This window comes from Wohlfahrtiimonas populi, assembly GCF_002006795.1.
Classification (GTDB): domain Bacteria; phylum Pseudomonadota; class Gammaproteobacteria; order Cardiobacteriales; family Wohlfahrtiimonadaceae; genus Wohlfahrtiimonas; species Wohlfahrtiimonas populi.
The window spans coordinates 23,936-50,401 of record NZ_MVDN01000011.1 but is presented as its reverse complement, the minus strand read 5'-3'; the positions used below and the strand labels follow the sequence as shown (position 1 = coordinate 50,401).

Here is a 26,466-nt window from a genome sequence, read left to right as displayed (position 1 = left end):
AGCGATCAAAAATAAACCTTAATAATAAGGAGTCATTATGAGCGACACATTAAATCCAACCGCAGTAGTAGAGTCTACAACGACATCTCGATCCAGCTGGACAAATTCTGATACAACTTGGATGCTCAGCCTTTATGGCACAGCAATTGGTGCTGGTGTTTTATTCTTACCAATCAAAGCAGGTTCTGGCGGTCTCATTCCATTATTATTTGTATTGCTATTCTCTTTCCCAATGGCATATTTAGCACATCGTGGTTTATGCCGATTCATTTTAGCAGGTAGCAGTGCAGATGGTGATATTACAGTCACAACAGAAGAATTTTTTGGCCCGGTGGCTGGTAATGTGATTACGTTCTTATACTTCTTAATCATCTTCCCAATCTTATTAATCTACAGCGTAGGCTTAACAAATACCACGCTGAGCTTTATGGAAAACCAATTACATTTAATCAGCGCAACGGCTGCAAACTCTCTAGCATTGAAAACAATTGTGTCGTTAGTGATTGTGAGTGGCTTAATGGCGATTATCAATTTTGGTCAAGAAATGACGCTTAAAGTGATGTCTTACTTAGTTTATCCATTCATTTGTGTATTGATGTTCATTGCTCTTTGGATGTCTCAATATTGGTCAACATCAATTTTCTCAACTTGGTCAACAGAAGAAACAGTGATGGGCACTTTGGGTAATATTTGGTTGATTATTCCTGTGATGGTATTTGCCTTCAACCATTCACCAATCATCTCATCATTAGCAGTTGCGAAGAAAAAAGAAGATGCAGGCATGGCTGAACAAAAATGTTCTCGCATTATCAAATATGCAAACATCTTAATGGTTGTTACAGTAATGTTCTTCGTAGTGAGCTGTGCATTAGCATTATCACCAGAACAATTATCACAAGCTGCGTCAGAAAACTTACCGATTTTGTCTTACGTTGCAAACCATTTCGGTACACCATTCTTCTCAATCTTAGCGCCAATCGTAGCATTTGTGGCAATGTCTAAATCATTCTTTGGTCACTATTTAGGTGCAAAAGAAGGCTTTGATGGCTTAGTGACAAGAGGCGCAAAAGCAATGGGTAAAGCACCTTCTGTAAAAACTGTTAACAAGATCACATTTGTATTCATTTTCATCACTTGTTGGGTTATCGCGATCCTTTCTCCAAACGTATTAGATTTAATCGAAACATTAGTTGGCCCAATCATTGCATCTATCTTGTTCTTATTACCAATGTATGCAATTAGCCGAGTGCCAGCATTAGCGAAATATAAAGGTCAAGTCAGCAATATCTTCGTAACAGTATTAGGTTTAATTGCAATCTCAGCAATCGTATTCAGCTTAGTGAGCATGGCAATTGCAGGTTAATCGGATACTCAAGATACTTCTGTAAAATCAATAAAATGAGGCTGGCCATAAAACTAGCCTCTCAAATAAAAAGATAGGAGATTCCCCTATGATCAGCACCTTCGAAATCTACAAAGTCGGCATTGGCCCATCCAGTTCACACACAGTTGGCCCAATGAAAGCAGCTAAATCCTTCACAACAGAATTGATTGATCAATCACTCATTGAAAGTACGACTAGCATTGTTGTGGATTTATATGGTGCATTATCATTAACGGGGAAAGGCCATTTAACAGATACAGCCATTATTTTAGGTTTAGCAGGTAACAATCCTGCAACAGTAGACATTGAAAAGATTCCTGAATTCATGGCGAGATTAGAAAGAACTAGCAGATTACCGATGATGGATAATCAATACTGTGTAGATTTTTCATTAGAAACGAGCATGAATTTCCATACAGAATTTTTACCACTGCATGAAAATGGCATGCGAATCAGAGCTTATCGCGGTGAAGAATTAATTCTAAGCAAAACATATTATTCAATTGGCGGTGGTACGATCGTTGATGAAGAAAGCTTTGGTCAAAAAGCAACGTCAACAGTTGAAGTGCCTTATCCGTTCACAAGTGCAGATGACTTAACAAAACACAGCATCGATAATGCATTGTCCATTTCAGCTTTAATGCTTAAAAATGAATTGTGTATCCATTCAATGGAAGAGATTAAAGAGCATTTTGAAAATGTAATGAAAGTCATGCGCGAAGGCATCATTCGTGGCATGAAAACAGAAGGTTTATTGCCAGGTGCTTTTAAAGTGCCACGCAGAGCACCAGATTTATATAGAGCAATTAAAGCACAAGATAAATTATCCAATGATCCAATGGCAACTATGGATTGGGTGAATATGTTTGCCTTTGCAGTGAATGAAGAAAATGCAGCGGGTGGCCGAGTTGTCACAGCACCAACCAATGGCGCATGCGGGATCATTCCTGCGGTATTGGCTTATTACGATAAATTCATTGAGCCATTAACATTTGATGCTTATTTAAAATTCTATCTCGCAAGCTCAGCCGTTGCGATGTTGTATAAACTCAATGCTTCTATTTCAGGTGCGGAAGTGGGTTGCCAAGGCGAAGTGGGCGTTGCTTGCTCAATGGCAGCAGCAGGATTAGCGGAGTTAATGGGCGCAAGTTCAACTCAAGTTTGTATGGCAGCAGAAATCGGCATGGAGCATAATTTAGGCTTAACGTGCGATCCAATCGGTGGGCAAGTGCAAGTGCCTTGTATCGAACGCAATGCGATTGGTGCAATCAAAGCAATCAACGCAGCACGTATGGCTTTACGCCGCAATAGTACACCAACCATTTCTTTGGATAAAGTGATTCAAACAATGTATGAAACAGGTAAAGACATGCATTGTAAATACCGTGAAACATCACAGGGTGGCTTAGCCTCTGTGATCACAAGATGTGGTTAATATCATTCCCCCGATAATATTAATCATGAAACAGCAAGCCGCATCATAAGATGGGGCTTTTTATGTTTAAACTGAATAAATAATTAATAAAACGTATAATTACCATATTTTATAATATAAATGGTTAATTAATATGGCTACATTAATTCCAATATATAATGCTTGTTTGCCAAGAATGACAGCTGGAGAGAAGCATCTTGCGAAGATTTTGGAATCACAATTAGAGGATGATTACTACTGTTGGTACGATGTTCCGATTGGTGGAAAATCATTGCATCCCGATTTTATTATTCTGCATCCTTATCGAGGATTGCTTGTTCTAGAAGTGAAAGATTGGAAAGCTTCAACGTTATTATCCATTAACAAAGATAAAGCGACGATTTTAGATAAANATGGGGCTTTTTATGTTTAAACTGAATAAATAATTAATAAAACGTATAATTACCATATTTTATAATATAAATGGTTAATTAATATGGCTACATTAATTCCAATATATAATGCTTGTTTGCCAAGAATGACAGCTGGAGAGAAGCATCTTGCGAAGATTTTGGAATCACAATTAGAGGATGATTACTACTGTTGGTACGATGTTCCGATTGGTGGAAAATCATTGCATCCCGATTTTATTATTCTGCATCCTTATCGAGGATTGCTTGTTCTAGAAGTGAAAGATTGGAAAGCTTCAACGTTATTATCCATTAACAAAGATAAAGCGACGATTTTAGATAAAGATTCAGGTAAAGCAAAGGAAGTTGCAAATCCATTTGGCCAATCTCGAGGTTATATTATTGCTTTGATTAATATGTTGAGTCGAGATCCGCAGTTAAATTTACATCTGAAAGATTCAAAAACTAAGCCTCTATTGAGTTATGGTTATGGTGTCGTATTAAGCAATATCACACGCGCTGAATTCAATAAAGGTGAATTGGGTAATGTGATTCCAGATCATTGTGTAATCTGTAAAGATGAATTATCAGGCGTTGCTGCATTAGAAATGTTCCAAGAACGTTTATGGGGAATGTTTCCTTATGTGCCTGCTAGACCATTGACAGTACCGCAAATTGATAGAATACGTTGGCATATATTTCCTGAGCTAAGAATTGGCGAACAGCGAGATATGTTTGATCCTGCTGAAACAAAAGTAGAATTACCAGATATTTTAAAGATCATGGATATTCAGCAAGAACAATTGGCTAGAAGCTTAGGTGATGGTCATCGAATTATTCATGGTGTTGCAGGTTCAGGTAAAACAATGATTTTAGGGTATCGCGCAGAACACTTAGCTAAGTTTATGCAAAAACCTATTTTAGTACTGTGTTTTAATCGACCTTTAGCCGATATGTTAAAGTATAAAATGGTACAAAATAATTTAAATCATAAAGTGCATGTGAGAACATTTCATCAATGGTGCAACCAGCAATTATCAGCTTATAACATTCCACGTTCTCGTAATTCTGATCTCAATACAATGTTTGAAGAGAATGTACAAAAAGTGATTGATCACGCTGAAACAGGCATTATTCCAAAAGGGCAATATGATGCAATTTTAATTGATGAAGGGCATGATTTTGCAGATGAATGGTATAAACTCATTGTGCAAATGGTGAACCCTGATAATCCATGTTTACTAGTTTTATATGATGATGCGCAATCTATTTATAGTAAGGATAAGCGTAAATTAGTATTTTCTAAAGTAGGCATCAATGCTCGTGGGCGAACAATTATTCTCAAGCTCAATTATCGTAATACTAAAGAAATTCTTACAGTTGCTAAGTTCTTTGCTGAGCAACTATTGGTGGAAAGAAAAGAAAATGATGAAGATGCAATACCACTATTAGAACCTGTGGGTGCAGGGTTGAATGGTGATGTACCAGTATTGATTAAGTTACCTAGCATGCATCATGAGGTTCGTAAAATTATAGAAATTTTATATGAACATCAGCGTAATGGCATGGATTGGCATAACATGGCTGTTTTATGTCGTAACAATAAAACCATCAATGTTGTACAAGAAGCAGTGCAAGCTAATGGTATTCCTGTTCATGGCGAAGAGGTCGAAGGCATTGGTGTTCATGTGATGACGATGCATAAAAGTAAAGGTTTGGAGTTTGCTTTAGTGTGTATTGCAGAAGTAGGTAATCGCAATGTTTGTTATGAGGATATTGATAAAGAAGCCCAGCTCTTATATGTGGCTATGACAAGAGCAACAAAAAATTTAGTCATGACTTGTCACTCTTCATCATTATTTGCACCTCAATTATCTGATGCAATCACAGCGGTGAATTACACCACATCAATGGATCAATAACTGAATGGTTGAATATAAAATACCGCATCAAAATTCATGCGGTATTTTTTTGGATTCATGTGAAACATCACATTTGTGGCACGGTGACTGTAATTGCTTGAGATTGATTCAATCCTTCTAGAATAATATCTGCTTGAACTGTCACTTCAACTTTCAATGCATTTTGGCATTCAATGGCAATGGCTTGTGTGAAATATTCTAGATCTCGCACAGTTTTATGCCCAATGAATGCTTTGATGTATTTCTCTAAAGAGAATAACTCTAACAAAACTTGATCTGCAATATAGTGAATGCTGATGGTTGAGCCAGCTTTAGGATTTTGGCTTGCATGGCATAAAATTGGCAGTTGAATCACATGTTTCACTGCTGTTTTTAATTCAGGATATTGGTTGCGAATTAAATCAATGGGGAAATCATGGTGTGTGGAAGCATACTGTAAAACTACAGTATCAATCATAGGTTTTTTCATAATCAGTTAATGTTATTTAATGAGTGGATAAGGTCGTAGAATCGTTATTTTTGGATTTAATGATGAATACTTTGCTAATGATGGTGGAAGCAATTAAGAACTTTGCGATGATATCTGCAAAGATAATTTCAGCCATCATGGGTAATTCAAAAATTCCATAAAATGCAATGAATGTGAATAGTGTACTATCAATAGGAACGCTTGCCGCGTTGCTTGCTAATACACGAACATGCCAAGAATGTTGTTTAAGCTTCTCAAATACACCAGTATTCATTAATTCACTGAACAAGATGGCTAGGAATGATGCCAATAAAAATCGCCATGGAATATCAAAATAGAATGCACAGATGGTATTCACAACCAAAGCAAGTACAATGCCAAATAGCGCAAAGTTCAAACTATAACGATGAAGATGATCGCGTAATGTGAAAACAAAAGCGAAGAAGACTGTGCCGTAACTGAGCATACCAAAGAAGGGCAACTCAATAAAATGATCCAATAATAAATTGGCAACGAGCACACTTGCCACATAGGCAATGAGATAGATATATTTCATAACTAACCTTTTTATTTAGATTGGGGTGAGGGAACCCAAGTGATTCAAGCGGTAAATTCTACACGAATTCATTTATATTAAAAGGCTTAGATGGAAAAGCATTTGTTTGATTTACTAAACTCTCGGAGATCAGTTACTATGTACGCAACTATAAAACCGTGGAGGGGAATAATGAAAGCATTAATTAATATTGATTACACATTTGATTTTGTGGCAACAGAAGGCAAGTTAACAACGGCAGAAGCAGGGCAGAAATTACATGATGATATTTTAGCGCTCACACGACATTTTGTAGATTCAGGGGATTTTGTAGTATTTGCCATTGATTGGCATGAACCTTATGATCAATATCATCCTGAGAATAGATTATTTCCAGAGCATAATGTCGTGGGAACTGTAGGGCGTGAATTGTATGGTGATCTTGCAGAATATGTGACAGAAAATCGTCATGATCCAAAAGTTTATTGGTTGAATAAGCGCCATTATTCAGCATTCAGTGGCACAGATTTAGATATTCGTTTACGTGAGCGTGGTATTACAGAGATTCACTTAGTGGGCGTTTGTACCGATATCTGTGTGTTGCACACAGCGATTGATGCTTATAATTTATGTTACGACATTGTGATTCATGAAAAGGGTGTTGCAAGCTTTGATCCTGTTGGTCATGAATGGGCGATGAAACATTTTAAAAATGTTTTGGGTGCAAAAATCGTATAGAAAATCCATGACATAGTGATGAAAATTAATCATGTATAATTACTTAAAATAAAACTATGGATTAACTATGACAATGACAACAATTTTCATCATTATTTCAGTCATTTTATTACTGATTATTATCGGTATTATCTCTACATATAATCAACTCATTAAGCATCGCCAAATGTCCAATGAAGCATTTGCGAGTATGGATGTTTTCTTAAAAAAGCGTTATGACTTAATTCCTATGTTGGTTTCTGTCACTAAAGGTGCACGGGATTATGAAGCCAATGTATTAAAAGAGATTGTGGAACTGCGCTCGCAAGGCTTAAATGGTAATTTATCTGTGGGTGATTTGGGGAAAAATGAATTAAAGCTCAGTGATCGAATTAATCAGTTATTGGTATTGGTAGAAAACTATCCTGACATTAAAGCGAATCAAAGTTTTCAGCAATTGCATCAATCATTAGTACAAATCGAAGATGATATCAGTAAAGCAAGGCGCTATTACAATGCGACGGTTCGTCATTATTTAACTTATAAGCAACAATTTCCAAATGTTTTTGTTGCTTCTATATTTAAGTTCCCAATGATTGAATATTTTGCTGTGAATGAATCGGCAGAGCGTAATGCACCGACTGTTTCTTTGTAAATTGGAAATAATGATGAAAACAGTTTTACAGCACGTATTTCTATTATTGATTTGCTCGGTACGTATTATATGGGCGGATCAAATAGATCGTTATGATTCTAATATCACAGTATTAGAAGATGGCACAATTGATGTCGTGGAAACTATTCAAATATCCACTAATCATGAAGAGATTAAATTAGGCATTACGCGAGATATTCCCACTCATTATTATTTCATGAATAAAGAAGTGAAAACGTCAGTGAATGTTTTTAGTGTTACTCGTGATGGCAAGCCAGAAAACTTTTGGACTCAAAATAATGATGGATATGTTGAGATATTCACAGGTTTCGTTGATAACGTTGTGGATAACTATTTGGATAAAGGTCCACACACTTTTATCATCCATTGGCAGAGTAAAAATCACATTCGTAGTTTTGAAAATTATGATGAGTTATACATCAATGTGATTGGGCATAATTGGCGTTTACCCATTCATAATGCAATCGTTACTTTGAATTTGCCAAAATCAGTGGAAGCTATTCAATCTACTGCTTATTATGGTGCTGAAGGCAGAACAGATCAGATTAACGCCATTCAACAATCACCACAAAAAATTCAATTTAAAGCGCCTGAAATATTAGGCAATGGCAAAGGCTTTACAGTTGCAACAGGGTTCACTCAAGGGATTGTTCCGAGTATTAAAGCTAATCAATTAGATATTGTTGTGGATCGTTTATATGGCAGTTTGCCGAGTTATATTCATCCGTTTAATTTAGCATTGTGGGCGATTTTATTTGTCCTGTTAGGATATTATTGGATTGTTAAAAAGGTTCACAATGCTTTATCACCGCAAACAAAGAGAGCATTTACTGTGCGTTTTGATCCGCCAACAGGTTCATTGGCAGAGATGTTTGCAATCTTAAAGCCAGATAATGATGATGTAGATAGAGCTATTTTGGCAATTTTATTGGATCTACATACCAAAGATATTATTAAAATTAATCATGAAGCCAAAGCAATTCAATTAGGAAATAATCGTTCAGAAAAATTAAGCTCAATTGAACAGAAGATTGTGAATGCTATTAAAAAACAGAGATCAGCCTTATCTTTCGAGAAGGAAAGTAAGCCTTGGATAGAGTTAGTAGCATTACTTCGCCGTGAATTATCCAGTTTAAATCAACGCTGTTATAGCACGAAAATGCATCGATATTGGTATGCGGTATTTCCCTTGATTATTGGCATGATTATTTTGTCTATAGTTTTCTTTTTTATTCCTTTTGAGCTATTTTTCTCATTGATTTTTATGGGCATTGCTTTGCAGTTATTGTTGATTCCTAATATTCATAGCCTTTATCAAAAACAACAGCAAAATGGCTTAATTAGAAATATCCCTGCATTATTGGGAAGCATACCATTTTTCTTATTTGGTTCGATTTTTGTAACAGTGCCATTTACTTTTATGATGTTAGCAACTCAAGAAAGCATCGGTGCACGTGATTTGCTCATCATTTATTGTTTAGTTGTCATAACGGTTTTAGCCATTAGAAAAGTGTTGATGAAGATTTACGCCATGATTAATATTTTGAATAAAAAATATGGTGCAATGTACCAAGAGTCATTGGAGTTTAAGCATTTCTTGCAATACACAAAATATGAAGAATACAAGATTATTACACCAGATTTGTTTGAACAATATTTACCATATTCAATTATTTTAGGCATTGAAAACACATGGATTAAACGTTATCAAAAATATTATCCTGCTGAATTTCAACAAAGTATGATGGTTGCTATGGCGCAAACTTCTCATAATTCTCTTGGTAATTCTATCAGCAGTAGTTCTACAGCAAGCTCATCTACAACATCAGGTGGATATGGTAGTAGTGGATTTGGTTCAGGTGGTTCAGGTTCTGGTGGAGGCGGATCATCAGGCGTAGGTTCTGGTGGCGGCGGAGGTGGAGGAAGATAATATCCCTATAGATCGCTAACTAAATGTATTGTGTGTGTTTTGTGAAAAATATGATAATAATAAGCATAAATAATCATGGAGGATTTATGTTAGCGATGAGAAAAATAATTACAAGCACTATTATGGTGATTTCTATTGTTGTATCTAATATGTATGGCAATTGCAGACGTATATACGAAGGAAGAGTTAATCTCACTAGATAAAGTTAAACCAGCAGGTGGTGAGGGAACATTGTATGGTCAATTCGCATTTACTCGAGATCAAGCGCCGAAAGATCATGCAATTAAAGAAATTAGGTTGGATGACATTGCAGCCAGGTGATTCAATTGGTTATCATCAACATATTACCAATGAGGATACATATATTATTGTTTCTGGTGAGGGTATATTTACAGATAGTGATGGGAAAGAAAAAGCTGTAAAAGCTGGCGATATTACAATTGCTAGAAAAGGTGATTCACATGCTTTGAAAAATACAGGCACAGAACCTTTAATATTCTTGGATATCATTGCAGAGCAATAAATATTTCACACATTAAAAAAACGCTTCAATCTAACCGACTGAAGCGCTTTTTTGATTTATGTAATTGTGCTAATTAGCCAACGCCATGTTCACGAGTTGCTGTGAATTTCACTTCAGGATAACGCTCTTGTGCCAATGTTAAGTTCACGCGAGTTGGTGCGATATAAACATATTCACCTGAGTGATCCATTGCCATATTGTCGTAACATTTGTTGATGAATGTTTCGAATTTCTTAGAGTCAGAGCAAGAAACCCAACGCGCCGTTGTTACATTCACAGCTTCAAAAATACAATCAACGTTATAGTCAGTTTGTAATCGATTGAGAACAACGTCAAATTGAAGGATACCAATTGCACCAATGATTAAATCATTACTGTTTAATGGTTTGAACAGCTGTGTTGCGCCTTCTTCACACAATTCTTCTAAACCTTTTTGCAATTGCTTCATTTTCAATGGATCACGCAAACGTGCACGGCGGAATAATTCAGGTGCGAAGTCAGGAATCCCTGTGAATACTAAATTTTCACCTTCTGAGAAAGTATCACCAATGCGGATTGTGCCGTGGTTATGAATACCAATGATATCGCCAGCATAAGCCTCCGTTAAGTGTTCACGTTCAGATGCCATGAATGTCAATGCATCAGGAATTTTGATGTTCTTATTGATGCGAACATGACGCGCAGACATACCAGGAGAATATTTACCAGAACAAACACGCATAAATGCGATTCTGTCACGGTGCTTTGGATCCATGTTAGCTTGGATTTTAAATACAAAGCCTGTGAATTTATCTTCAGTTGCTGAAACTTCACGGGTTGTTGTTGCGTGACCTTTGGGTGGTGGGGCAATTTTCACAAAGCCATCCAACATTTCTTGCACACCAAAGTTTGTAACAGCAGAACCAAAGTAAACAGGCGTTAATTTGCCTGCTAAGTAATCTTCTAAGTTGAATTCATTACTTGCCCCACGAACCAATTCTAATTCTTCGCGGAATTCAGCTGCTTTTGCACCTAATATTTCATCCAATTCAGGGTTATCTAAACCTTGAATGATTTTGCTGTCATGCTTTTTGCCATCTTTATGTACTTCATATAAGGCAACATAATCATCGATCAAATGGTAAACACCTTTAAGCTCTTTACCCATGCCGATCGGCCAAGTAACAGGCGCACATTGGATTTTCAATACATCTTCAACTTCATCGAGTAGATCAATTGGGTCTTTACCTTCACGATCTAACTTGTTGATGAACGTCATAATCGGTGTATCACGTAAGCGACAAACTTCCATCAATTTAATGGTTCGTTCTTCAACACCTTTCGCGCAGTCAATCAGCATCAAAGCTGAGTCAACAGCTGTTAATGTACGATAAGTATCTTCCGAGAAGTCTTCATGGCCTGGTGTATCTAAGAGATTGATCATTTTCTCTTTGTAAGGGAACTGCATGACAGAAGATGTGATAGAAATACCACGTTGTTTTTCCATTTCCATCCAGTCAGATGTTGCGTGACGTGCTGCCTTACGACCTTTAACTGTGCCTGCTAAGCTGATCGCACCTCCGAATAGCAAAAGCTTTTCGGTCATTGTGGTTTTACCAGCATCAGGGTGAGCGATAATCGCAAACGTGCGTCTGCGTTCCATCTCTTGAATCATTCCTGCCATAAAATATGTTGCCTACTTATATAAATAAAAATTCGATAAACCAACCATTTTACATGATTTAGTGTTACAAATTAATAAATAAAAATTTGTGGTGAGATATTTAAATTAGGAGTGAGTTTTATGGGGATTGCAGAAGTTAAAGCATTTTTTGCAAAAGAGGGTATAGATAATCGTATTCAGGAATTTGAAGTTTCGAGTGCAACGGTTGAATTAGCAGCGCAAGCTTTGAATTGTGAGCCAAATAGAATCGCAAAATCGTTATCATTTACACTGAAAAAGCAGGATAAAAATATCATCATTGTGGCATCAGGCAATGCACGAGTGGATAATAAAAAGTTTAAAGCGCATTTTGATGATCGTGCCAAGATGATCGCATTTGATCAAGTTGAAGTAATTATTGGGCATGCTGCGGGCGGTGTTTGTCCATTTGCTGTGAATTCTGATGTAGAGATTTATTTAGATATAAGTTTGAAAGCTTTTGAAACTGTATTTCCTGCTTGTGGCAGTGCGAATAGTGCCATTGAATTATCTTTGGATGAATTAGAAAAATATTCTAATGCTTTGACTTGGGTGGATGTTTGTTGATTTAAGTTGATTATGCCACTGTGAAGTATTTATATTTTTCTATAGAATATCTAGCTTCATATACATAAAATAATAAATATTATTAAACACAAACAAGGCAAAATATGAGCAGCCAAACGATTCAAGATCCATTATTAAATACAGTTTTACCCTCAGATTCACTAAAAGTTAAAAAAGTGCTGAGCGATGGCTCAAGTGCTTGGGCAGGGATTGGTGTAATCTTACTAGCATTCGGATTTCTTGTGTTCAGCTATTTTGTTGGGCAAAGCATTTATGATGACTACAAATGGAAGGGAAGTTACGCAGAAATTAATGCCAATATTGATGGTACATGTAAATCTAAAGTGGTGATTTTCACAGATTGCAAAGTGAAGATTAGCTATGGTGGGCAAAAATATGAGAAACAATTTGGCTTTATAGATCTCGGCACGAAAGACTATGAGGTTATTGCATTGCAAAGCCGTTTAAATCTATCAAAAATTACACTTGATTTAGCGATTGAGAAGATTCCTTCAAGAATTTTTGTTGCATCTATTTTTGTTGTATTAGGCATAGGATTGATCTGGTTGGGATGTGTTGCTTTATTTAGAAATTCACCAAGAATGAACAAAGTGATTAATGCATTAAATAATAATGGTGGCATGCAGTTGGCTTTATATCGATATGATGCAGCTGAATGGGAAAAGAAAAAGTGTATTCGTTATCAATTGGATATTGATGGTAAAAAAGAAGAGCTGAAGTATGCAATCGTGAAGAAGAAAGAAGCTGTTTTACCATTGTTTATTACAACATCAGATGATGATTATGTATTAGTTGTGAAAGATCTGAATACTGGATATTTTACAATTGTGGATCATGCTTTAAATCGCTTTGTGATGAATAAGAAAGATCGTAAAGAATTTCGTTCTAGGATTGATCACTATATTGCACAGCAATCATAGATTTTTAAGAGATTATGAAATTACCATTAATATTAGACGACAATGGCTACGCACAAGTTTATTCTTCACAAGAAGAGCTAGAGCAATATGCAGAGGTAATTGATGTCGCTAATGGCGACTATGATGTTATTTATGATATGGAAGGCTACTTATATTGTTTAACAACGGTAGATATATCTAAGATTGTATCTAAAGGTTTGTTTGGAATATCTGGCGTGAGTAGTGCGCCCGTTCATCTTGAAGAATATAAAAATAAACATCAAAATCTGGATGCGCTGAAACAATTGCTAATTAATTCAATTGAATCTTTTGGATTAGATGTGAATGAAGAAAATCGCAATTCTGTCGAATTACTTGTGCTTATCTTGTCACACTGTAGGGCTAAATATTCGGAAAACAAATAAACAAAAGCCATTTTGAAATTCAAAATGGCTTTTTTGCTAAGCTAATTAACTATTGAATTATGCTTCGCGTTTATTTAAGTTTTTAGATTCATCTACAAAAAGTAGAGCGATGATACCAATCACTGTAACTGCTGCTGCAACATAGAAACTCGCGTTTAAGTTGCCTGTTTTAGTTGCAATGAAGCCAGTCATCCAGGGCGCTAAGATTGAACCACACATACCTAAGAAGTTATATAAACCGAAAGCTGTACTTAACAATGACTTAGGAACATTTTCTGCTGTTAATGCCAATAAAACTGGGTTCAAGCTGATTTTACCAATGAAGCCATAAAGCACTAATACACATAACAATAAGATATTTTGTGGGTTAGTTGCTAAGCCTAAGATTGTTGATGTAGTTGTGCTGTTATCCAAGTTACCAGAGTAAACGATACCGAAAATTGATAATAAAGATAAAGGTAACATGAACAATGCAACTGCTTTACGCTTGCCTAAGCGGTCAGAAACCCAGCTAAAGAAGATTGTACCAATGATGGATAACCAAGGAACGATAGAAGCTACACGGCTTGCAACTGCTTTATCCATACCGCGCTCTGTTTCAAGATAAGTTGGTAACCATGTGATGATTACGAAGAAGCCATAAATTGAACAGAAGATTGCGATATAAGCCATTAAAAGGTTGCGACGTTTGAAGAGAGATAAGAAATCTGCCATTGTGACGCTTTTCTTTGGCTCAGTTGTTGCTTGTACTGCATTACCATTATTCACTTTTTCTTTAATGAAGAATAAAATCAATAATGCTGTAATGAAAATAGGAATCGCCATATAAACGAATGCCATACGCCAATCATTACCAGCTTTGAAAGAGCTACTAGATACTTCATAACCTAATGCAATACCAAAAGACATACCAGCACCAATGATCGCACTACCCACAGCCAAATGTTTAGGCGGAATCGCTTCAGATGACAACGCATATTGTGGACCGTAATAGCTACCTTGTGCAGCACCTGCGATCATCCAAATGATGACGAATAACGCATAAGTATTAGCAAAGTAAACTAAACCAACAAAGAGTGCATAAATCATGAAGCCGATAACTAATACACGTTTACGACCAATTTTATCTCCGATAATGCCAGATGGAACTTGTAAACCAGTATAAGCAAGGAAGAATAGGCTGACGACACCACCGACTGAAGCTAAAGTAATGCCATAGGTTGCACCAATTTCAGCCATAACTGGGCTGAGTAGAGAACGGCCTGCATAGATGAAGACCCAGCCGAGGAAGAAGACGGCGACAGCCACCATCCAGTATTTACTATTGACGTTTGGGGATTGTGTTGTTGAACTCATAGAAAGCTCTCCTTAGAAGAAAGTTATAAGTGGAATAACTGCCCTCTAATTTAGTGCAAATAGCATCAGAAATCTTGACATATGTTGCCTTTTTTGGATTGCACTAAAAATGTTGCTAATATCCCTCAATTGATAGAATAAATCTATCTTCCCAACGATTCTCATCAAAAAAATTAAACCAATCTTTTGGCATTGACAGAAATTTTAAAACAGCCTGAATTTCATGACATTTATCACTATTATATTCGAGAAGCATGTTACTTTTTGATTGTGCAATGCCACATCCTAATTGTGATATGGCACACTTAAATTTAGGTACATTTAAACGAGGTACTCAAACTATGATCCATTCTTTTGTGAAGAAAGGCAGTTTTCAGGACTCAGTTAGCTTGATGTTGATTTCACGTAAGCTAAGTGAACATCCTGATGTCGAAGAAATTTCCGTCATGATGGGAACGCCCGCGAATAAAGACTTGTTACAAGCAACAGGTTTTTGGAGCCCAGATTTTGATGAAGCAACCCCAAATGACATTTGTATAGCAATTAAAGCAGAAACAGTAGATTCAAGCATTGTGGATGTGATTGTTGCAGCATTGGAAGAAGAGTTAGCGAATTTAGCTAAGAACCAAGGCGGTAGCGGTAAGCGAATTCCAAAGGCAAGACGTTTAGCTTCAGCAGTACAGAGAATGCCAGATGCCAATACAGTGTTAATCTCAATTGCAGGTGAATATGCAGCAGACTTAACAGATTCAGCATTGGATCGTGATTTGAACGTGATGATCTTCTCTGACAACGTAACATTAGAAGATGAGATTCGTTTAAAGCAAAAAGCAGCAGATAAAGGCTTAATTGTTATGGGTCCAGATTGCGGTACAACCATGATCGCAGGCTCACCATTGGCTTTTGCTAACATCATTCCTGAAGGCAATATCGGCGTTGTTGGTGCATCAGGTACAGGTATTCAAGAGTTATGCTCACAAATCGCACTAGAAGGTCAAGGCATTACACATGCAATTGGTTTAGGCGGTCGTGATCTATCTGTTGATGTTGGTGGTATCAGTGCAATGACAGCATTGGATATGCTAGCCAATGATGCAAATACTAAAGTGATTGCATTTGTTTCTAAGCCACCTGCTGAAGAAGTTCGCCAGAAAATTATTCAGCGTATGAAATCTATTAACAAGCCAGTTGTGGCATTGTTCTTAGGCAGCAAAATTGATCAGCCAAAAGATGGTAATGTTTATTTGATCAATACAATTGATAAAGCAGCGCGTTTGGCAGCTGAATTATCAGAAGTTGAAAAAGATTATGAAACAATGAATCCTGTGCCTAATAGCAAAATTTTAGGTTTATACACAGGTGGTACATTGGCAGCTGAAACAGCATTGATCTTGGCTGAAGGCATGAATGCAGAGATTGATGCTAAGCATGAAAAAGGCACGATGCTTGATGTAGATGGTCATAAGGTTGTGGATTTAGGTGATGACTTCTATACAGTTGGTCGCCCTCATCCAATGATTGATCCATCATCTCGCCAAGAAGAGATCATGAAGCTTGCGAAGCGCCCTGAAATTGGTGTTGTGTTATTGGATGTTGTATTGGGTTATGGTTCTATGAAGAATCCAGCAGAATCCGTAGCAACAGCAGTAACAAAATTGAAGGAAAAACGCCAAGAGCCAATTAACTTCATTGCAACAGTGACAGGTACAAATCAAGATCCACAAGGTCGTGATAACGAAATTGCGATTTTGAAAGAAGCAGGCATTACAGTTGTGAACAATTTACCAGAAGCTGCAATGTTGGCATTTGCATTGATTACACCAAGAGCAGAAACGGGTGAGTTGAAACCTTATCCATTATTAGATGGCGTTAAAGTAATCAACGCAGGTTTACGTGGTTTTGCTGAAGATCTTCAAGCAGCAAAAACAGCAGTTGTACAGTATCAATGGGCGCCTGTTGCGGGCGGTAATAAGAAATTAGCAAATATTCTTAAACATTTGAAATAAGAGGACCTAATTATGACAACTTTTGCAACAATTGATGAAGCGAACCAAGCAGTCGTTGAGCGCATCAAAGAGGCGCGTCCACGTTGGGTAAGTGTTATTCCGGCTCAGGAAGCTGTACCAACATTGGCAGAAGGCAAGAAGTTATTGCACGCAGGTCCTCCTATTAAATGGGAAGAAATGACAGGTCCTGCACAAGGTGCTTGCGTTGGTGCTGCAATCTTTGAAGGTTGGGCTACAGATGAAGCAAGTGCACGCAAATTATTGGATGCAGGCGAAGTAGAATTCATTCCATGTCATTCAGTGAATGCAGTTGGTCCAATGGGCGGTATTACATCAGCAAACATGCCAATGATCGTTGTTTATAACGCAGTACATGATAACTATGCTTACTGTAATATCAACGAAGGCATCGGTAAAGTTATGCGCTTTGGTGCATTTGGTGAAGAAGTTCAAGCTCGTCATCGTTGGATGCGTGATACTTTGCGCCCAATCTTACGTGATGCATTGGCAAAAATGGAAGATGGTTTAGATATCACAGCTCATATGGCACAAGGTGTGACAATGGGTGATGAATTCCATCAACGTAACATTGCAACATCAGCATTATTAGCACGTACATTATCACCAATCATTTCTACGTTGGATTATCCAAAAGAACAAATCACTGAAGTGATTAACTTCATGAGTATTACAGATCAGTTCTTCTTGAACGTAGCAATGGCTTACTGTAAAGCAGCAATGGATGCTGGTGCACAAATCAAAGCAGGTACTATTGTTACTGTAATGAGCCGTAATGGTCGTAACTTTGGTATCAAAGTGAGTGGTTTAGGTGATCAGTGGTTTGAAGCGCCAGTAAATACACCGCAAGGTCTATTCTTCACAGGCTATACGCAAGATGATGCAAACCCAGATATCGGTGACAGTGCAATTACTGAAACTTATGGTGTTGGTGGTTGTGCAATGATTGCAGCGCCTGGTGTAACTCGCTTTGTTGGTGCAGGTGGCTTTGATTCAGCAGTTGAAACATCTGAAGAAATGAGTGAAATCTACGTGGATCACAATATGGCATTGCAAATTCCAACATGGGATTTCCAAGGTGCATTGGTTGGTTTGGATCTTCGCTTAGTGGTTGAAACTGGTATTACACCGCTAATCAACACAGGTATCGCGCATAAAGATCCTGGTGTTGGTCAAGTGGGTGCTGGTACAGTTCGTGCACCATTGGCTTGCTTTGAAAAAGCATTGGTAGCATTTGGCGAGAAAGATGGTATCCAATAACTGATTTTGAATGGTCATTTAAGAGCCAGCTAGTGATTCTAGTTGGCTTTTTTAATTTTATTTACATGAAGTTTGATGGAGAGGCTTGCATACAAACGTAGCAGATTGTATTTTAGCTAGTTATTACTGATGAATTATGAAGGAAGATCCATGCTTGATTTAGAAATGATGCGTTCATTCATTCAAGTGGCGGAGATGAAGAGTTTCTCCAAAGCTGCTAGCAACTTGCACAAAACTTCTGCGACTATTAGCTACAGAATTAAAATGCTAGAGGAAAGTGTTGGTGCGCAGTTATTTAATCGAACAACACGTACGGTTGAATTAACGGCTGCGGGCGAGCATTTGTTAGAGCAGTGTCGTGAGTGGATTATGTGGCTTGAAAACATGCCAAAAGAGCTCCAGCAGATCAATGATGGTATTGAGCCAAGCGTGAATATTACGATCAATAACCTATTGTATGATGTGGATGCTGTGACTGAGCTTTTGGTTTATTTAAATGGGCTGTTCCCACAAACGCAAATTACGATTTCACGCCAAATTTTTATGGGTGTTTGGGATCGCTTAATGTATGACAATCACCATCTTGCGATTGGTGCGCCGGGATCTGAGTCATTAACAAATATCATTGAGTCTAAAGATTTAGGTTCTATTTCTTGGGCGTTCATTGTTTCTAAAAATCATCCGTTGGCTCAACATAAAGGCCCAATTACGGATGCAATGTTACGTAAATATCCAGCGATCAATGTGGAAGATACCGCGCGTAACTTACAAAAACGTACAGCGTGGTTATTGAAAGGGCAGAAAGAAATCAAAGTGCCTAATATGTCCACAAAGTTGAAGTGCCATTTAAATGGTTTGGGTATTGGCTTTTTGCCACGTACAATTTGTTTGCCATACCTTGAGAAAGGCGATTTGGTTGAGCTGCAAATTGCAACACATCGTGTACCTTCTAAAATGATGTTGGCTTGGAATACAGAGATCAGTGGTAAAACAGTGCAAGCAGTGATTGATTTATTCGAGCAAAATCACCCAATCGCACAAGGTTTATTGAAGAATATTGATTTGCCAGCTGGACATACAAATTAAGGAAAAGTAATGTCAGATTTTGAACGTAATTGGGATATTTATTTGAATCATTATCGTCCCGATGTTCTGTTTCCAGAAGTTAAGCAACCTCAAAAAGCGAGTCAACTTGTCTCATCATTATTAGATATTGCAGATGAATTTGATGTGTTGTTATTGGATGGTTTTGGTGTATTGAATGTGGGTGCTGAAACTATTGAAGGCATGCCAGAAATTATTAATGGTTTGGTTGAGCAGGGTAAATCAGCATTTGTGTTAACGAATGGTGCAACTTTTCCTGTGGCAAAGAATGCTGCGCGTTATCCTAAATGGGGCTACAGCATTTCACCTGATAATGTAATCTCTTCACGCAGTGCTGTTGAGCATGCGGTGCCATCTCATCCTTTAAGTACTCGTGGTAAAACTTGGGGCGTGATTGGATCACCTGATTATGATGCTTCAACACTTAAAGTGAAATCTATTCACTTAACAGAAGAAAATGTAGATGTTGTCGATGGCATTATTTTCTTGGGCACAATGGAATGGACAAGTGAAAAGCAGGCTTGGTTATTAGAATCATTATCTAAAAGACCGCGTCCAGTATTGATTGGTAACCCTGATGTATGTGCGCCCTTGATGAGTGCATTTACTGTGGAGCCTGGCACGTATGTTTTAGATATTAAAGCCATTGATGGTGTGGATGTGCATTTCTTTGGTAAGCCATTTCAATTGTGCTACGCATTGAGTTTTAATAAGATTTTAGAAGTTGTGGGCAATATCACGCCAGATCGCGTATTGATGGTGGGAGATACATTGCACACAGATATTTTGGGTGGCAATACTTTTGGTATGAAAACAGCGTTGATGGCTGATTATGGCTTCCTGCGTGGTCGCAATCCTTATGAGTTCATTGAAGAATCTGGCATTGCACCTGATTTTGTTGTGAGTCATCGTACATTTTAAAATGTATATAGATTGAAATAAAAAGCTCATCCTATGTTTAGGATGAGCTTTTTTGTATTTATAAGCATTATGTTTAATTGGCAGGGCGCCAGAACTTCAAGTACCCGATGTATTTTAATCTCTGTGTTGCCTTAAAAGTTGGTACATCATTGGTGCGCATATGAAGAATATCAGCAGGTGTTATCCAAGATGAGTCACCATCAAATAATGGAATGCCAGCATAATTGTATGCATCTAAAACAAATTGCGAACAGAAAAAGCCATTGGTTTGACTTTTGCCCAATTGCACTTTGGCTAATGTTTTTAAGCAAGTGTTGCGAATGGTTTCAGGTGCTAAAGGGATTTCACAAATGCGTTTAGTGACCATCCATGGCGTGAGCATGATGATGCCTTTGTAGTTATAGTCACTATTGTTATTGCGCTCAGAGAATTCACGTAGTTTTTTTGCGTGATCAGAATTTAATCCAAATAATCTCAACACAACCATATTATTTGATTCATCAATGGCTTGTTGTATAGGAATGATTCTTGTGCCACTGCCTATGGATTCAGCGACTTCTTTATCGCCTAAATAGATGGAAACATGACTGACATTGCTTAAACTTGCCAATCGAATGCTCCATGATGTTATGCCTGTTGTGGAAGATAGAATAATATCCCCTGGTAGAAGATCAGAAATGGTGATGACTTTAGATGATTGATTCATAGGGGCAGTGCTAGATTTCTGCACAGTGAATTCTAAGTTTTGTGTATCTTCATTGGTTTTGAGCTGTGTCGAACAGCCAATTAAGAGCATTAGGCTCAAACAAACAGTGATCAAGTAGTGCAGCTTCATTTTTATATTTAGCCTTGAATTATTATTTTTATCATAGGTGAAAGCTAAGTTTAATGATTAGCTTTCTATTGGTGCAGCGAGTTTATTGACCATTTTCTAACGTTTTGAGTTCACAGTTATTGTTAATATTGCCATCAATGATGCATGTTTTTAAGCGCTTGGCTTCATGGATATCAGATGCGCAGGCAGATAGAGTCATGATTGCTAAAAATAAAATGGGGAATTTAATATTCATGTAAATATCCTATTTCGGTCATCGAAAGAATTAATTATATAGGATTGGATGATATATTCTAGGCAATAAAAAAGCTTGTTATTTTGCAATAACAAGCTTTTTTATTAACTGGCGGAGCGGACGGGACTCGAACCCGCGACCCCCTGCGTGACAGGCAGGTATTCTAACCAGCTGAACTACCGCTCCAAGAGATCTTGAAGTATTGAAGAAGTGGCGGAGCGGACGGGACTCGAACCCGCGACCCCCTGCGTGACAGGCAGGTATTCTAACCAGCTGAACTACCGCTCCGTTGTGTCTTCAACTTCAGAAGGATTTGCATTATACATAATAAAATTTGCTTGTCACATCTTTTTTATCAATAGATCAATAATCGTACAAAAAATATGTTTCATTCATTATGCGTTTATCATTGAACCGACCATTTTAGCATGGTAATATCTTTCTAACTGTTTTATTTATTTAACTATTTTTGTATTTTGGGCATTGTGGCATGACAGAAACGATTTTAATCACAGGTGCATCAGGTTTTTTAGGTAAACGCATTGTGCGTTTCTTGCAAAGAACGAGCGATGCTTATTTATTGACCACAAGTCGTCAGCAAGAGAGCTTTCCTAATCATTTAGTGCGTGATTTATCAGAAGCAACAGCAGAATTAACTGCGAATGTTGATACTGTGATTCACTTCGCAGGATTGGCTTCGCATAAAAAGGGTAGTGAGGATGAATTTCATGAAGCTAATGTAATGAATACCATCAATGTTGCTAAAGCTGCCATTGAATCAAATGTGAAGCGTTTCATTTTTATCAGTACAACTGATGTACATGGTACAGAAAGCCAATTGCCTTTAACTGAAGCAAGCCCACTGAAGCCTAAAGGTGCTTATGCTCAATCGAAGCTGGCAGCAGAAGAAGCTTTGAGAATACTGTGCAAAGATAGTGAGATGAATTTAATTATTCTACGTTTGCCTTTGATTTATCATATTGATGCAGTCAATGAATTTGGGCAATATGTTCAAATGGTGAAGGAGAATCGACCATTGCCATTGGATCGAATCAATAATCAACGCACACTATTGGCGTTGTGTAATTTTGAATCAGCATTGAATGCGGTTTTGCATCAGCCAGAGATTAGAAATGAAACCATGATCATTTCTGATAATATCAGTTTATCCACTACAGAAATGATGAAAGGGATTGCTGTAGCGGCTGTCGTACCTATTAAATTGTTTTATGCGCCAAAGTTATTGGCTAAAACTGCGATGAAATTTACAGGGAAAACTGCTTTCTTTGATACTTTCTGGGGCGATTATCAAGTCTCTTCTCAATATGCTCAAAAACTATTGAAATGGCAGCCTTCGGATAGTTATGTTGTAAATTTGTCAAAGTAGCTTTGTTTTCTGATAAAATCTGCAATCACGATTGATAAGAAAAACTAGAGGAAGTCATCATGAAAATTAGATCTCTTGCGGTTGGCACAATGTTGATTGCATCATCTATGACTACGACATATGCAGAGTTGAACATCGCTAATATTGCTGAAGATAATTCAGTGTCATTAACGTTGAATATGGATGAGAAACGTTTTGCTGTAACAGGTGGATGTAATACGATCATGGGTGGCTTTGAAATTGATCAATTTGATGAGTTTATGGCTTCTCGTAATTTAGCAAGTACATTGATGGCATGTAGCGAACCACTAGAGAAAATGAGTGCTCGCATTAATGGATTTTTAGAGAGCCAACCAAAAATGGTTCGTCAAGACAATGCTTTATATTTAGTAGGTACAATTGCCGAAGAAGCTGCAAGTGTTTATATGCCTGTAGTATTAGATCAAGGTCAATATAAAGATGTGAAAGCAGAAGTTTATGAGCGTATTTTCATTTATGTATCCAATGAAAAAGTACCTTGCCCATCAAATCCTGAAGCTAAATGCTTGCAGATTCGCGCAGACAAAAACGAGGCTTGGCAACCATTTGAAGGTTCTATTGAAGGATTTTCACCAGAAGATGGCATTGCATATCGCTTACGCTTGAAAGAGTACAATAAAGGTGCTGAAAATCAGCGTTGGGTTTATGACATGGCAGTGGAACAAGAAATCGTTCAATGATGACAACGTCCAAACAAGACTTAGAGGATTATCATTCTCTCATACTCAATGGTGCGCCTCTAATAGATGTTAGAGCGCCCATTGAGTTTTCAACTGGGCATTTGCCCACATCTCAAAATTTCCCCATATTATCCGATGAAGAGCGAGTTGCTGTTGGAACATGCTATAAACAAAAAGGTCGTGACAAAGCTATTGAATTGGGCTATCAATTAGTTTCTGGTGATAATCGTGATCATAAGATTGCTGCATGGCAACAGTTTTATGTGGATCATCCAGATGCTGTGATTTATTGTGCGCGTGGCGGCATGCGTTCAAAGTTATCGCAAAGTTGGCTCAAAGAAATTGGCATAGAATTACCGCGTGTGCATTTGGGTTACAAAGGGTTAAGAAACTATTTATTGTCTGTTTTGGAAAGTGTTGGGAGTCATCCCATGTTAATTGTGAGTGGTGATACTGGCACAGGCAAAACAGAACTTCTTCAAAACTTTGATGCAATGATTGATTTGGAAGGTTTAGCGAATCATCATGGCTCTGCTTTTGGAAAAAATATTACAGCACAGCCTGCTCAAGCAACGTTTGAAAATGCTTTGGCAGTGAATTGTGTGCAAAAAAAACATCTACCTGTTTGGCTGTTGGAAGATGAAAGTCGTAACATTGGCAAAGTGCATGTGCCTGAAACTTTGCATGCTGCAATGGCTTTAGCGCCAGTTGTGGTGGTGGAAGAACCTTTAGATAATCGCTTACAGCGCATTTCTCAACTCTATTTTGCAGAAATGGTGGAAAAATATCGTAATGCTTATGGCGAAGAGTTGGGTTGGAAAAAATATTGTGATTATTTAAAACAAGGCTTGTTTGCTCTACGTAAACGATTAGGATTAGGTAGATATGCTGTTTTACAGCAAATTTTGGATGATGCATTAGCTATGCAACTATCAACAGGCAAAATCGGATTGCATATAGATTGGCTATCAATTTTACTCACTGAGTATTATGATCCTATGTATCAGTANNNNTTATCAAAACAGGTAACCCCGCAAATATTCAAGAGTTGGAGTATGACCCTGATCGTAATTTAGTCTTGGCTCGTTGTAATGGGCGTTCCTTACAGATAGAGTTAGATAAAGAAGGCTTTGAAAAGCCCATAGAAGTTCGTGAAAAATTGAGTGAATTACAAAATTTTGAACAAAAACATGAAGTTTTAGTGAAAGATACAGGCCATTTAGAGGATATGGTACGCATTGCCACTGATCAGAGGGATAGAGATATCCTAATGCGAGAAATTAAAATAGAACAAGCAAGCCAAGGCTTAATGGGTGTATGGAATAAGCTTACAGGGCAAATCCCTGAACCTTATCCATCTTTGTATGAGCAGCCGTTAACTCATGATGATTTAGCCCGTAGTTTATTGATTGCGGATGTTAGAACTGATCATTTTCAGCAGCTACTAGAAAATCAGTTACCTGAAATGCAACGCTATCCTCAGCAGATTAATGAACAGTTGGACAGAGTGGTTGAACAAAGTAGAGAACATCTAGAAACAGTTAAACTTGAAACAGCAACAATGGTTGCAGGACATGAATTAGAACGCACTGCAAAACAACCGGAGATTGAACCACAACTCGAAAAATCAATAGAAGAACATCCAATCGTTGATGAAAGACAGCAAGATGCTAGACAAGAAGACTTAAATCCAACATTGGCTTTAGATGATCGTGAACTCACTCGACAAGAAAAATTAGAAATCAGCCAAGAGAAGATTGATAAAATCAGAGAGATTTATGTCAATCGCATTCATGAGGTTAATCAAGAATTATCTGATATTAATACAGTACGACAAGTGGAAGGTTATTGGGAACAATCTCAAGAGATCATCCAAGCAGATAATGATCGAGCCGACTCATTACTTTCACAAAGATTAAGCCTTTATGACATATTAGATCGTACGCCTGATGAACAACAAGCCTATTTAGATAATCATCCTGAATTTGATTTAGTATTGAATGAAAGAGATTATGAGAAAGTTCAAACTACATTGGATGATTTATCTGAAAATATGCCAAAGGCAATTAAGCTCGATGATAATCCAGATAATTATAAAGTTGGTGTGTGGGATAGTGTAACGGAATCTATAGGAGATACATTTGTTCAAGCAAAAGATGGTATTTATGATTCATTTACTACCGTAGATAATAGAATTGGAATTGGTGATAATGCGAATAGCAATTACAGTGCATTGGGTTTAACTGAGCGGCAAATAGATCAATATGTTCAGGAAAAATTTGCAGAAGGGCAAAGTGCTGAATGGATAGGATTAAAACTTGCAGCCAACAATGCGCTTTATAATGCTTGGAACTTTGCAACGTGGGGAGCGCTTAAGGAAAACGATATGCTTGCCGTTCGTCACGCTGATGGAGAAATTTCAGAAAGTGAGATGAAAAATGCTCAATATTTGAATGGAGGTATTGCTGCTGCATTCACATTGACTGCGGGCGCAGGTGCATATTCTAAAGCATTAGCGACAGTATCTGATGTGTCGTTAAAAGTTCATATGGTTGGTGCAGGTGTTGGCTTTGTGACTAATGCAGGTATTCAATATGCTATCAATGGAGATATTGATATGGCGTCTGCCATAGTGGCAACTACAGCAGGATTTATGTTACCAGCATATGGATATAAGGGATTGATTGGTGTAAGTAGCATAGGCACCTATGTCGATAATGCTATTACTCATGATAAATCTTTAGTTGATACAGGATACGCCGTGGGATTAAATGTGGCAGCTAGTACATTTGGATATGGCATTTCTTATTCAGCTATAAATAATCAATACGTTATGAATAATTTATCTCAGAGTTACCGAAATAATTTATATAGTAATGGAGGATATAATTATGTCCACAATTATACAACTTTTAGCAATTCTAAAATTCTTGCTAAAGCTATGATAAGAGCCGACGCAATAGGTAATGTAACAACAGAATCGATTAATCAGTTTATTTCTAAGGGCAAAGAGATTGAAAAATAAAAATTTATTTAATTTGGTAATATTGAC

At 37.4% G+C, this 26,466-nt stretch carries 24 protein-coding genes, 2 tRNA genes and 1 pseudogene; 19 read left to right on the top strand and 8 right to left on the bottom strand.

The window, feature by feature from the left end; genetic code table 11:
• Positions 1-37 precede the first annotated feature (37 nt).
• The 4 genes from BZK16_RS11315 to BZK16_RS11300 all read left to right on the top strand — a co-directional run bounded on the left by BZK16_RS11315 (position 38) and on the right by BZK16_RS11300 (position 5,130).
• Positions 38-1,363 carry an SLC5/6 family protein gene (locus BZK16_RS11315; RefSeq protein WP_077929004.1) on the top strand — a complete coding sequence of 442 codons (1,326 nt, stop codon included), beginning with the start codon at positions 38-40 and terminating at the stop codon, positions 1,361-1,363.
• An 88-nt stretch (positions 1,364-1,451) separates the two neighbouring features.
• Positions 1,452-2,819, top strand: coding sequence for an L-serine ammonia-lyase (locus tag BZK16_RS11310; protein WP_077929003.1), 1,368 nt, complete (start codon positions 1,452-1,454; stop codon positions 2,817-2,819).
• A 133-nt stretch (positions 2,820-2,952) separates the two neighbouring features.
• Positions 2,953-3,231 carry a nuclease-related domain-containing protein gene (locus BZK16_RS11305; RefSeq protein WP_077929002.1) on the top strand — a complete coding sequence of 93 codons (279 nt, stop codon included), beginning with the start codon at positions 2,953-2,955 and terminating at the stop codon, positions 3,229-3,231.
• Between the two features lie 63 nt (positions 3,232-3,294).
• Positions 3,295-5,130, top strand: a complete 1,836-nt coding sequence (locus BZK16_RS11300) for a 3'-5' exonuclease (RefSeq protein ID WP_077929001.1) — start codon at positions 3,295-3,297, stop codon at positions 5,128-5,130.
• Between the two features lie 67 nt (positions 5,131-5,197).
• Here the strand turns inward: BZK16_RS11300 and BZK16_RS11295 are convergent, their stop codons facing one another.
• Entirely contained in the window at positions 5,198-5,587 is a 390-nt protein-coding gene (locus tag BZK16_RS11295; RefSeq protein WP_077929000.1) for a hypothetical protein, read from the bottom strand.
• Between the two features lie 28 nt (positions 5,588-5,615).
• Positions 5,616-6,155 carry a VUT family protein gene (locus BZK16_RS11290; RefSeq protein WP_077928999.1) on the bottom strand — a complete coding sequence of 180 codons (540 nt, stop codon included), beginning with the start codon at positions 6,153-6,155 and terminating at the stop codon, positions 5,616-5,618.
• A gap of 171 nt (positions 6,156-6,326) precedes the next feature.
• Between BZK16_RS11290 and BZK16_RS11285 the strand changes: the two genes are divergently transcribed.
• From BZK16_RS11285 to BZK16_RS11270, 4 genes and pseudogenes are all read left to right on the top strand, one after another.
• Positions 6,327-6,872 (top strand): cysteine hydrolase family protein, encoded by a 546-nt coding sequence (locus BZK16_RS11285; RefSeq protein ID WP_077928998.1) that lies wholly within the window; start codon positions 6,327-6,329, stop codon positions 6,870-6,872.
• A gap of 67 nt (positions 6,873-6,939) precedes the next feature.
• The gene (locus BZK16_RS11280) at positions 6,940-7,506 is read left to right on the top strand and encodes a LemA family protein (RefSeq protein ID WP_077928997.1); all 567 of its coding nucleotides are present in this window, start codon (positions 6,940-6,942) and stop codon (positions 7,504-7,506) included.
• Positions 7,507-7,519: 13 nt separating this feature from the next.
• Positions 7,520-9,457, top strand: coding sequence for a DUF2207 domain-containing protein (locus BZK16_RS11275; RefSeq protein ID WP_158076853.1), 1,938 nt, complete (start codon positions 7,520-7,522; stop codon positions 9,455-9,457).
• 153 nt (positions 9,458-9,610) lie between these two features.
• Positions 9,611-9,980: pseudogene (locus BZK16_RS11270) on the top strand (cupin domain-containing protein).
• Positions 9,981-10,053: 73 nt separating this feature from the next.
• On the opposite strand, the gene BZK16_RS11265 reads toward BZK16_RS11270, so the two are convergent.
• Positions 10,054-11,643 carry a peptide chain release factor 3 gene (locus BZK16_RS11265; RefSeq protein WP_077928995.1) on the bottom strand — a complete coding sequence of 530 codons (1,590 nt, stop codon included), beginning with the start codon at positions 11,641-11,643 and terminating at the stop codon, positions 10,054-10,056.
• Between the two features lie 120 nt (positions 11,644-11,763).
• On the opposite strand from BZK16_RS11265, the gene BZK16_RS11260 reads away from it, so the two are divergent.
• The 3 genes from BZK16_RS11260 (at position 11,764) to BZK16_RS11250 (ending at position 13,573) form a co-directional block, all read left to right on the top strand.
• Positions 11,764-12,228 carry a YbaK/EbsC family protein gene (locus BZK16_RS11260; protein ID WP_077928994.1) on the top strand — a complete coding sequence of 155 codons (465 nt, stop codon included), beginning with the start codon at positions 11,764-11,766 and terminating at the stop codon, positions 12,226-12,228.
• Between the two features lie 104 nt (positions 12,229-12,332).
• Positions 12,333-13,169, top strand: a complete 837-nt coding sequence (locus tag BZK16_RS11255) for a hypothetical protein (protein WP_077928993.1) — start codon at positions 12,333-12,335, stop codon at positions 13,167-13,169.
• 14 nt (positions 13,170-13,183) lie between these two features.
• On the top strand, positions 13,184-13,573 hold the full coding sequence (locus tag BZK16_RS11250) for a hypothetical protein (RefSeq protein ID WP_077928992.1): 390 nt from the start codon (positions 13,184-13,186) through the stop codon (positions 13,571-13,573).
• Between the two features lie 57 nt (positions 13,574-13,630).
• Here the strand turns inward: BZK16_RS11250 and BZK16_RS11245 are convergent, their stop codons facing one another.
• Positions 13,631-14,929, bottom strand: a complete 1,299-nt coding sequence (locus tag BZK16_RS11245; protein ID WP_077928991.1) for an MFS transporter — start codon at positions 14,927-14,929, stop codon at positions 13,631-13,633.
• A 341-nt stretch (positions 14,930-15,270) separates the two neighbouring features.
• On the opposite strand from BZK16_RS11245, the gene fdrA reads away from it, so the two are divergent.
• The 4 genes from fdrA to BZK16_RS11225 all read left to right on the top strand — a co-directional run bounded on the left by fdrA (position 15,271) and on the right by BZK16_RS11225 (position 20,238).
• A complete protein-coding gene (gene fdrA, locus BZK16_RS11240) occupies positions 15,271-16,935 on the top strand; it encodes an acyl-CoA synthetase FdrA (RefSeq protein ID WP_077929034.1) in 1,665 nt (554 codons plus the stop codon).
• 12 nt (positions 16,936-16,947) lie between these two features.
• The gene (locus BZK16_RS11235; protein ID WP_077928990.1) at positions 16,948-18,213 is read left to right on the top strand and encodes a YlbE family protein; all 1,266 of its coding nucleotides are present in this window, start codon (positions 16,948-16,950) and stop codon (positions 18,211-18,213) included.
• 150 nt (positions 18,214-18,363) lie between these two features.
• Entirely contained in the window at positions 18,364-19,299 is a 936-nt protein-coding gene (gene allS, locus BZK16_RS11230; protein WP_077928989.1) for an HTH-type transcriptional activator AllS, read from the top strand.
• A gap of 9 nt (positions 19,300-19,308) precedes the next feature.
• Positions 19,309-20,238: an HAD-IIA family hydrolase gene (locus tag BZK16_RS11225; protein ID WP_077928988.1), complete on the top strand. Its 930-nt coding sequence runs from the start codon at positions 19,309-19,311 to the stop codon at positions 20,236-20,238.
• Between the two features lie 73 nt (positions 20,239-20,311).
• Here the strand turns inward: BZK16_RS11225 and BZK16_RS11220 are convergent, their stop codons facing one another.
• From BZK16_RS11220 to BZK16_RS11210, 4 genes are all read right to left on the bottom strand, one after another.
• A complete protein-coding gene (locus BZK16_RS11220; RefSeq protein ID WP_077928987.1) occupies positions 20,312-21,073 on the bottom strand; it encodes a YaeF family permuted papain-like enzyme in 762 nt (253 codons plus the stop codon).
• 82 nt (positions 21,074-21,155) lie between these two features.
• Positions 21,156-21,308 (bottom strand): hypothetical protein, encoded by a 153-nt coding sequence (locus BZK16_RS14305; RefSeq protein ID WP_158076852.1) that lies wholly within the window; start codon positions 21,306-21,308, stop codon positions 21,156-21,158.
• A 109-nt stretch (positions 21,309-21,417) separates the two neighbouring features.
• Positions 21,418-21,494 (bottom strand) — tRNA-Asp (locus BZK16_RS11215).
• Positions 21,495-21,519: 25 nt separating this feature from the next.
• Positions 21,520-21,596 (bottom strand) — tRNA-Asp (locus BZK16_RS11210).
• 202 nt (positions 21,597-21,798) lie between these two features.
• Here BZK16_RS11210 and BZK16_RS11205 point away from each other — a divergent pair.
• The 4 genes from BZK16_RS11205 to BZK16_RS11190 all read left to right on the top strand — a co-directional run bounded on the left by BZK16_RS11205 (position 21,799) and on the right by BZK16_RS11190 (position 26,439).
• Positions 21,799-22,695: an NAD-dependent epimerase/dehydratase family protein gene (locus BZK16_RS11205; protein ID WP_077928986.1), complete on the top strand. Its 897-nt coding sequence runs from the start codon at positions 21,799-21,801 to the stop codon at positions 22,693-22,695.
• Between the two features lie 59 nt (positions 22,696-22,754).
• Positions 22,755-23,414, top strand: a complete 660-nt coding sequence (locus tag BZK16_RS11200) for a DUF4377 domain-containing protein (protein WP_077928985.1) — start codon at positions 22,755-22,757, stop codon at positions 23,412-23,414.
• Complete coding sequence (gene mnmH, locus BZK16_RS11195) at positions 23,411-24,490, top strand: tRNA 2-selenouridine(34) synthase MnmH (RefSeq protein ID WP_233145286.1); 1,080 nt, start codon at positions 23,411-23,413, stop codon at positions 24,488-24,490. The genes BZK16_RS11200 and mnmH overlap by 4 nt, the downstream gene beginning before the upstream one ends.
• Positions 24,463-26,439 (top strand): hypothetical protein, encoded by a 1,977-nt coding sequence (locus BZK16_RS11190; RefSeq protein WP_143691173.1) that lies wholly within the window; start codon positions 24,463-24,465, stop codon positions 26,437-26,439. Before mnmH ends, BZK16_RS11190 begins: the two co-directional genes overlap by 28 nt.
• The last annotated feature ends 27 nt before the right edge of the window (positions 26,440-26,466 follow it).

Bases quoted from the DNA above. Each gene is read 5' to 3' on its own strand.
- BZK16_RS11315 (WP_077929004.1), top strand. From the start codon at position 38: ATGAGCGACACATTAAATCCAACCGCAGTAGTAGAGTCTACAACGACA.
- BZK16_RS11310 (WP_077929003.1), top strand. From the start codon at position 1,452: ATGATCAGCACCTTCGAAATCTACAAAGTCGGCATTGGCCCATCCAGT.
- BZK16_RS11300 (WP_077929001.1), top strand. From the start codon at position 3,295: ATGGCTACATTAATTCCAATATATAATGCTTGTTTGCCAAGAATGACA.
- BZK16_RS11295 (WP_077929000.1), bottom strand. From the start codon at position 5,587: ATGATTGATACTGTAGTTTTACAGTATGCTTCCACACACCATGATTTC.
- BZK16_RS11290 (WP_077928999.1), bottom strand. From the start codon at position 6,155: ATGAAATATATCTATCTCATTGCCTATGTGGCAAGTGTGCTCGTTGCC.
- BZK16_RS11285 (WP_077928998.1), top strand. From the start codon at position 6,327: ATGAAAGCATTAATTAATATTGATTACACATTTGATTTTGTGGCAACA.
- BZK16_RS11280 (WP_077928997.1), top strand. From the start codon at position 6,940: ATGACAATGACAACAATTTTCATCATTATTTCAGTCATTTTATTACTG.
- BZK16_RS11275 (WP_158076853.1), top strand. From the start codon at position 7,520: ATGAAAACAGTTTTACAGCACGTATTTCTATTATTGATTTGCTCGGTA.
- BZK16_RS11265 (WP_077928995.1), bottom strand. From the start codon at position 11,643: ATGGCAGGAATGATTCAAGAGATGGAACGCAGACGCACGTTTGCGATT.
- BZK16_RS11260 (WP_077928994.1), top strand. From the start codon at position 11,764: ATGGGGATTGCAGAAGTTAAAGCATTTTTTGCAAAAGAGGGTATAGAT.
- BZK16_RS11255 (WP_077928993.1), top strand. From the start codon at position 12,333: ATGAGCAGCCAAACGATTCAAGATCCATTATTAAATACAGTTTTACCC.
- BZK16_RS11250 (WP_077928992.1), top strand. From the start codon at position 13,184: ATGAAATTACCATTAATATTAGACGACAATGGCTACGCACAAGTTTAT.
- BZK16_RS11245 (WP_077928991.1), bottom strand. From the start codon at position 14,929: ATGAGTTCAACAACACAATCCCCAAACGTCAATAGTAAATACTGGATG.
- fdrA (WP_077929034.1), top strand. From the start codon at position 15,271: ATGATCCATTCTTTTGTGAAGAAAGGCAGTTTTCAGGACTCAGTTAGC.
- BZK16_RS11235 (WP_077928990.1), top strand. From the start codon at position 16,948: ATGACAACTTTTGCAACAATTGATGAAGCGAACCAAGCAGTCGTTGAG.
- allS (WP_077928989.1), top strand. From the start codon at position 18,364: ATGCTTGATTTAGAAATGATGCGTTCATTCATTCAAGTGGCGGAGATG.
- BZK16_RS11225 (WP_077928988.1), top strand. From the start codon at position 19,309: ATGTCAGATTTTGAACGTAATTGGGATATTTATTTGAATCATTATCGT.
- BZK16_RS11220 (WP_077928987.1), bottom strand. From the start codon at position 21,073: ATGAAGCTGCACTACTTGATCACTGTTTGTTTGAGCCTAATGCTCTTA.
- BZK16_RS14305 (WP_158076852.1), bottom strand. From the start codon at position 21,308: ATGAATATTAAATTCCCCATTTTATTTTTAGCAATCATGACTCTATCT.
- BZK16_RS11205 (WP_077928986.1), top strand. From the start codon at position 21,799: ATGACAGAAACGATTTTAATCACAGGTGCATCAGGTTTTTTAGGTAAA.
- BZK16_RS11200 (WP_077928985.1), top strand. From the start codon at position 22,755: ATGAAAATTAGATCTCTTGCGGTTGGCACAATGTTGATTGCATCATCT.